Annotated in this window: 8 protein-coding genes; 4 read left to right on the forward strand and 4 right to left on the reverse strand. The window is 59.7% G+C overall.

Annotated features, from left to right (window positions below; all coding sequences use genetic code 11):
• The 4 genes from HMPREF0591_RS28425 to HMPREF0591_RS28440 all read left to right on the forward strand — a co-directional run.
• A partial coding sequence (locus HMPREF0591_RS28425) for a metal-dependent hydrolase (protein WP_007172272.1) occupies positions 1-413 on the forward strand: 413 nt, incomplete at its 5' end.
• Between the two features lie 69 nt (positions 414-482).
• Positions 483-1,352 (forward strand): metal-dependent hydrolase, encoded by an 870-nt coding sequence (locus HMPREF0591_RS31645; RefSeq protein ID WP_007172273.1) that lies wholly within the window; start codon positions 483-485, stop codon positions 1,350-1,352.
• Complete coding sequence (locus HMPREF0591_RS28435) at positions 1,324-2,952, forward strand: flavin-containing monooxygenase (protein WP_007172274.1); 1,629 nt, start codon at positions 1,324-1,326, stop codon at positions 2,950-2,952. Before HMPREF0591_RS31645 ends, HMPREF0591_RS28435 begins: the two co-directional genes overlap by 29 nt.
• Positions 2,949-3,902: an SDR family NAD(P)-dependent oxidoreductase gene (locus HMPREF0591_RS28440; protein WP_007172275.1), complete on the forward strand. Its 954-nt coding sequence runs from the start codon at positions 2,949-2,951 to the stop codon at positions 3,900-3,902. The genes HMPREF0591_RS28435 and HMPREF0591_RS28440 overlap by 4 nt, the downstream gene beginning before the upstream one ends.
• 327 nt (positions 3,903-4,229) lie before the next feature.
• Here HMPREF0591_RS28440 and HMPREF0591_RS28445 read toward each other — a convergent pair whose 3' ends face one another.
• The 4 genes from HMPREF0591_RS28445 to HMPREF0591_RS28460 all read right to left on the reverse strand — a co-directional run bounded on the left by HMPREF0591_RS28445 (position 4,230) and on the right by HMPREF0591_RS28460 (position 6,855).
• The gene (locus tag HMPREF0591_RS28445) at positions 4,230-4,637 is read right to left on the reverse strand and encodes an SCP2 sterol-binding domain-containing protein (RefSeq protein WP_007172276.1); all 408 of its coding nucleotides are present in this window, start codon (positions 4,635-4,637) and stop codon (positions 4,230-4,232) included.
• 279 nt (positions 4,638-4,916) lie between these two features.
• Complete coding sequence (locus tag HMPREF0591_RS31650; protein ID WP_007172277.1) at positions 4,917-5,204, reverse strand: NADH-quinone oxidoreductase subunit I; 288 nt, start codon at positions 5,202-5,204, stop codon at positions 4,917-4,919.
• 26 nt (positions 5,205-5,230) lie between these two features.
• A complete protein-coding gene (locus tag HMPREF0591_RS28455) occupies positions 5,231-5,683 on the reverse strand; it encodes a hypothetical protein (protein ID WP_007172278.1) in 453 nt (150 codons plus the stop codon).
• Positions 5,671-6,855, reverse strand: a complete 1,185-nt coding sequence (locus HMPREF0591_RS28460) for a ferritin-like domain-containing protein (protein WP_007172279.1) — start codon at positions 6,853-6,855, stop codon at positions 5,671-5,673. The genes HMPREF0591_RS28455 and HMPREF0591_RS28460 overlap by 13 nt, the downstream gene beginning before the upstream one ends.
• Positions 6,856-6,931: the final 76 nt, after the last annotated feature.

Genomic DNA, 6,931 nt, shown 5'->3' on the forward strand with positions numbered 1-6,931 from the left:
AGATCCAGGCGATCCCGGGTGATGCGGAGGTGTGGAACCTGCTGAACTGGCATGCGCTGGAGGAACTTGAGCACAAGTCGGTTGCCTTTGATGTATTCCGCTCGGTGCGGGGTACCGAGCGGGTGCGTCGACGTGTGATGGCGGTAATGATCCCCCTTCTGCTCCTCCTCATAACCGCCGTACTGGCTTGTTCGGTGGCGCGGGATCCCGAAGCGCGCCGTCAGCCAGTGCGACTGGTGCGTGAGACCTATCGGCTCTACCGCGGCCCCATTCTTCGTGGCGTGATCCCAGAGCTCAGGCAATACCTGCGACCGGGATTTCATCCCGACGACATCGACACCAACGCGTTGCTGGAGCAATGGCAGGAGGAACTCTTCGGCACCGAGGGGGCCCTGGTCGGCTACCTGAAGTGACCGACCACCACACTCAAAACAAAGGAGAGTGTCATGGTAGCTAGTCACGCAGCAGTTGCGAACACAGGAATGGCACCGGAAAGACCAGCAAAAAAGGCGTATCCGAAAACTCGCCGGATTCGGTTCTCATTCGGTGATCCGCAGCCGATGCAGCGTCACTTCGTTGAGGGCGACATCGTGCTTAGCCACCTTGTGGCGTTGCTGTCGGGCATATTTCCGCCCGGCGAGGAATTATTTATCAGGTCGGTCCGGCGCTTCGCCGATCGGGTGACCGATCCGGAGTTAAAGAAGCGGGTGGCCGGATTCATTGGTCAGGAGTCGGTGCATGGGCAGGAACACCGCCGGCTCAACGAGCAATTGGTGGACAGGGGCTATCCCCTGGTCAGTTTTTTCATGTTCGATGCCAATAGTCGGCGGCAGCGGCTGTTGGTGCGGATCGAAAACCTGCTGCCCGCGCGGGTACCCCTGGCGGTCACTGCAGCGGCTGAACACTTCACTGCCACGCTGGCTGAGCGAATGCTAGGCGAGGAGTTACAGAAGATCCCTGGTGATCCCGAGGTGCGAAACCTGCTCAACTGGCACGCGGTGGAAGAGCTGGAGCACAAATCGGTTGCCTTCGACGTTTACCGGTCGGTCCGCGGGCCGGAGTGGCTTCGCATCGGTGTGATGGGGGTTTTATACGTTCTGGCCATCCCGGTGATAACGATCGGCGTGTTGCTGTCCATCGCGACGGACCCTAAAGGGTGGCATCCGATCAAAGTGACGCGTCAAGCGCGTGCTGTGTTTCGAGGCCCGCTGCTCAAGGGTTTGATGGCCGACCTGCGCATCTACATGAAACCCGGCTTTCATCCCGACGATGTCGACACCCGTGCGCTGCTGAACAAGTGGCAGCAGGAACTGTTCGGGACCCATGGCACCCTTGTGGGTTACCAAAAGTAGCAGCAAGTCCGGCGAGCCCGAATTGAGTACAAAAGTCGAGATTGAACAGTTACCTGCTGCCGAGCGTGTCACTCCTGACCATGACGTCGTCATTGTGGGCGCTGGGTTCGGCGGTATCGGCGCCGGTATCGCCTTGCAACGGAGAGGTATTCACGACTTTGTCATCGTCGACAAGTGGGATCGGGTGGGCGGCACCTGGCATGCGAACACATATCCGGGTGTGGCGGTGGATATTCCGTCGTTTGTCTACAGCTTTTCCTACGAGCAGCGCGGTGATTGGTCGCGGATCTTCGCTCCGGGTGACGAGCTTCGGGATTACGCCGATGACGTCGTGGACCAATACGGCCTGCGTGAGAAGCTTCGGTTGAACACCACCGTCGCCTCGGCGGTGTTTGATGAGCACAACAGTCTATGGCGATTGACCGCCGCCGGCAACCAGGAGATCACGAGCCGATATGTCGTAATGGCGGTCGGCGGCCTGGAACGCCCGAAGATGCCCGATATCCCAGGTTTGGACGAGTACGGGGGTGCGCTCGTGCACACCGCGCTATGGGATCACGACGTGGTGCTGGCCGGTAAGCGCGTCGCGGTGATCGGCACGGGCGCCACGGCGCTCCAGCTTGTCCCGGCCATCGTTGACGAGGTCGAACATCTGACCGTCTTCCAGCGAACGCCGATCTGGGTGTTCCCCAAACCGGATATGGAGATCAAGTCCGTCGGCCGATGGGTCCTGGGCCGTAAACGAATCCGCTCGGCTATCCGCACGGTGGGCACTGTCGCAACTGAGATCGGGATGGCGGGGATGTGGGTCGGTCCAGGGTGGCTAGTGAACGGGACTCGCCAGCTGCTCGAGCTAGCTACACGCCGCTGGATGCGTCGGCAAATCGAGGATCCAGTAATTCGGGAGAAGCTGATCCCACACTATGGCTTGGGCTGCAAGCGCCCATCGATGTCAAACGACTACCTCCGCACATTCAACCGCGAAGATGTCAGCCTGGTCACCGATGCGATCGAGTGCATAACCAGGAAGGGGGTGCGGACAGTGGATGGTGTAGAGCACGAGGTCGACGTGTTGATATGCGCGACCGGGTTCAAGCTGTGGGATACGGGTGCAGTGCCACCCTTTCCCGTCATCGGGCGCGACGGCATCGATCTCGGGCGGTTCTGGTATGAGCAGAGATACCAGTCGTATCAAGGCGTGTCTGTTCCCAAATTTCCGAACATGTTCTCCATCACTGGGCCTTATGGCTTCGTGCTGGGATCATATCTGTGGATGATCGAAGCGACGTCGGCTCATCTGAGCCGCGCTATAGCCGAGGCGAAGCGCTGCGGCGCGACGGTCTGCGAGATACGTCAGGAAGTCCACGACGAGTATTTCCGGAAGTGTTTGAAGCGCCAGGAAAAGAACTTTCTGTTCACTCCGACCTGCGCGGATTCGAATACCTACTATATCAACAGCCAGGGCGATTCACCGTTTCGGCCGTCGACGCATGGCGAAATGTATTGGCAGAACCGACATTACAACCTTGATGTCTACCGCTACAGTACGGGCGTTAAGCTTCCGGGTGCGATCGGGGCCATGAGGAAGGAGAACGCGTGAAGGTCAATCGGTTGCGTCCACGCGTGGTGGTGGTCACCGGGGCTGCAAGCGGTATTGGCCGGGCGACAGCGATCAGGTTTGCCAAGCTCGGCGCCCATGTCGTGGTGTCCGACATCGATCTGGATGCGGCACAAGCGACCACGGCGATGATCCGTGGTCATGCCCGCAGCGCGTCGGCGGCGCAATTGGATGTTATCGACCCCGATGCCTGGGAGGCGCTCGCTCGCAGCGTGTTAGCCGATTACGGATACGCCGATGTGCTGGTCAATAACGCAGGAATCTTGGTGGGCGGCCCGTTCTTAGAGCTGCGTCCGTCGGATTGGGAACGCCAACTCGGTGTGAACCTAATGGGCGTCGTTCATGGGTGCCGTTTCTTCGGCGCCCAGATGGTTGAACACGGCGGTGGCCATATCGTCAATATCGCCTCGGCGGCGGCATTCACGCCCACCCCGGTTATGTCGCCGTACTCGGTTTCCAAAGCGGGCGTGAAGATGCTGACCGAATGCCTGCGGCTCGAGCTCGGACCGAAAGGCATCGGCGTCAGCGCGATATGCCCGGGTGTGATCAATACCAATATAGGTGATCGCGCGGTGGTTGTCGGCGTCAACCACGAACTGATCGAACAAGGAAAACAGTTCACCAAGAAGCTCCAGGAATTTGGCGAGAAGTTTCCGATCTCACCGATGAGTCCCGACCTCGTCGCTCGCGCCGCCGTGCGTGCTGTACGGTTTGATCTCGCGGTCGTACCGGTGCGCACCGAGGCCTGGCTGGGCTATTTCATGCTCCGCATTGCCCCCGCTGTCAACCGCCGTATGACACAACCATTCTCAGTGGAGGCGTTGCAGCGGCTGGGCACTCGCCTGTTGAGCACCCAGCGCGCCACGAACCAGGACAAACTTGTCCCCCGTCGAGCCGATTCGGCGGCGTCGGTCGTCAGCACGGGAAAGTAGTCTGCTGACGATCAATGGCCATTCCGAAGTCGAGTGTTTCCGACATCATCAGTCCTTCCCGCCAAGCTCACGCCCGGCGTGTCAGACCAAGATCAGATCCACCGTTGTTCAGACAGTCCCAGGTATGGAAAATGACCCCGACGAAATCCTGCCCCACACCCGTAAACGGGTTTCAGACGCAGGACCCTAGTAGCGCAGGGCTTCAAGTGCGGCGCGGACCAAGACGCCGGTCGCAGCGACCAGGCCGACGCTTATCCGGCCCGTTCGAACATCTACGCTCGAGGAGCTTGATGTACGCCATACAGCTTGACGACTTGTCGACGCGCGTCAAACAACCAGCAGGTCAGTACGGCCCTCAGCCCGCAGCAGCTCCTCGTACCGCGGGAAAAGCTTCTTGGCGACGGGAATAAGCTTCAGGATCTTTGGAACCGGCCCCTTGGCGCGGACCTGGCCTTTGGCCAGCGCGACAGCGAGATTGAGGTTGCCCTGCCAAAACCGGTTGGCCATGTCAGAGGTCATGAACATCGCTACGGTAGGCTTGATGTCACAGTTCCCGGTGAACACCTTCTTATTAGGCATGTCGACCGTAACCTGGATATCCGGGTCAGAGCAGTTGAGCTGCAGCACAACACCGGATGCCGCTAGTTGATCGGCGATCGACTCATCGTCCACCGCCTCCTCGAAGATCCCGGCAATGTACTTCGTTGCCTCGACGCCGTCTTTGAAAACGCCCATGACACAACTCCTAGTCATTTGATGGGGTGGTGATGGTCGGGACGCCGCGAGGTCTGACCGAAAAACCACGATGATGATGTCGTGATAGATCGGCAAAGCTGACGGCGACGCGGCGGGAGCTCATGCGGCAGCTGACATTGTGGGTCGAAGCCACAGCTATCGCCTGTCCGAATTTTGGCAGAGAGGTCAGAATCAACCTCCGCGCCAAGCGGCCGCGCGACACGTGGCCCCGGCCACCAATCTGATGCCAATCCCTCAGCTCCTGGATCTTTTGATGTATCAGCTATCTTTGCGCGCTGCCCAGTCGTATAGCTTTCCGATCTTCGTGTAGCCATTGTCCGGGACAAATGCCGCCTCGACCCGCCCGTCGTGAATACAATCGACGGGGCACAGCGGGACGCACTTCCCGCAGTCGATGCATTCATCGAGGTCGATGACGAATCGGCCCAGGAAATCGTCGGCCTTCTTGGATATGGCATCGACCCGTCCCGGGCACGAGTGCTCACACGCTCCGCACCCGATGCACGTGTCATCGATGTAGAAATGGCCTCGCCGAGTGCCGCTCATGCTCTTTCCTTTTCTTCAGCGGCGACTCACAGCCGAGCGCTCTTGTTGATGAAATGCTGCAAACTCTGGTTGTAGCGGAAAAACATGTCCTTGCCCAGAGGATCAGATGACCAGACCCGTATCGGCGTCGACGCCATGCTCAAGGCGTTGAGGGTGTGATCGAGGTCCGGTCGGCCGTCTCCGGCGCGGATGTTGTCCACCATGTCCAGCCACGAATCACGGTCGGTTTCGATGACGAAATCCATCGACTCCAACCCTGTGTCGCTGATCTCTTTGATCTCGCTCACCTCGAAGCCGTCGAACGTGAGCTGGACAATCAACGCAGACCCATCTGGGCCGCCATCGAAGATGTTGACGGCAAACCGGCAGTCGACCTCGCCGAGTTTACGGAACTCGGCGAGGTCAGCCTTACTGACCTCCGCCAGCCTGGTGAACCACTCAACGGTAGGAAGATCTGCGCTCGTACTTACGCCGTCCACGGCATCTCCAAGGGGATCGTCACCTTCTCGCGACGGTCAAACCCGGCCCGCTCACAGCGCTGCAGGTACTCCTCAATAATCGTCCCCCACAGGAACGACACACCCTCCATACCTTCGTCGATCTTGTCCACTCCACCGCCCATAAGAACGGCCAGCGGTTCCAACAGCCCGGGACTGCTCAGTGCGGTGAGGATGATCTGCTCGCCAAGATCGGCGAAGCGATGCATATCCGAAAGCGCCTTTTCCCGATCAGTCGAGCTGTCGAGGAAGTTCTTCAATTCCAGGGTCCCGTACGACACGTGACGGGCCTCGTCCTGCATGCAGCGCCGGAAGATCTCCTTGTCGACATGCGTCTTGGACAGGTACTCCCCGGCCCGGAAAATCGTAAGGACAAGCCCTTCGCCCAGCACGTTCAGCAGGAACGTGCCCTGGGTGTGGCTCGGCGACTCGAGGATCGCCTTCAGTGCCCACTCCAGGGCCGGGCTGGCGTGCAACAAGCCTCCCCCGCCGGCGAGGGCACGCTTTCGGAACACCTCCATGTGGCGGGCCTCGTCCATCATCTGCGTCACGAGGAAGTTCTTAACCTCGTAGAAATCCGGTGAGGTGCGATACACCCACCGCGACGGAAAGTCACCGGCGACGAACTCAACCTCCGTCAAAGAGGTAGCCAGCTGGCACGCCGCCTTCTCCAGATCCTCACTGGCGGGCTCCAGCTCGTTCCACGGAATATCGCTGGTGGAGTTCCACTGCCGTGCCTTGGCCTCCTCATACAGCGTCATGACGTTGTCCGCCCAGGCCTCCTTCTTGTCGAGGATGTCATAAGCGTCGATGGTCGGCATCTGGTCAACATAGGGCTCACGCACAGAGCCGCGCGGGGCGAAGTTGCGCCACGTCGTGTGCTCGGGCAGCGTGCCGTAGGCTGGCGGGCGGTTGATGTCGGTATAGGTCAACCCCCGCGAACTCGGGCGCGCGCGAACACCCCAATTGGCCTTGTCGGTGTTCATCCAGTGCAGCGAAAACGAGCCGCGCCCGAGCCGGTCGAGGTTCTCCTGCAACAACTCAGCCCAAATCGTGTTGTCCTCCCGAAACTTCTTCTCGTAAGCCGCCAACGCCTCGTCTTCGAGCGGAGTTTCACTGGGAAGCGCCTGCATCTGGGTCAGCATCTCGGTCATGTGGTGATCCTTCACATTAGTGACCTAATCCATTCGTAGCGCCAGCGTATGGCGCCGCTCACATCGCGTGTAAGGT

The sequence above is a fragment of the Mycobacterium parascrofulaceum ATCC BAA-614 genome, from assembly GCF_000164135.1.
GTDB classification, from domain to species: domain Bacteria; phylum Actinomycetota; class Actinomycetes; order Mycobacteriales; family Mycobacteriaceae; genus Mycobacterium; species Mycobacterium parascrofulaceum.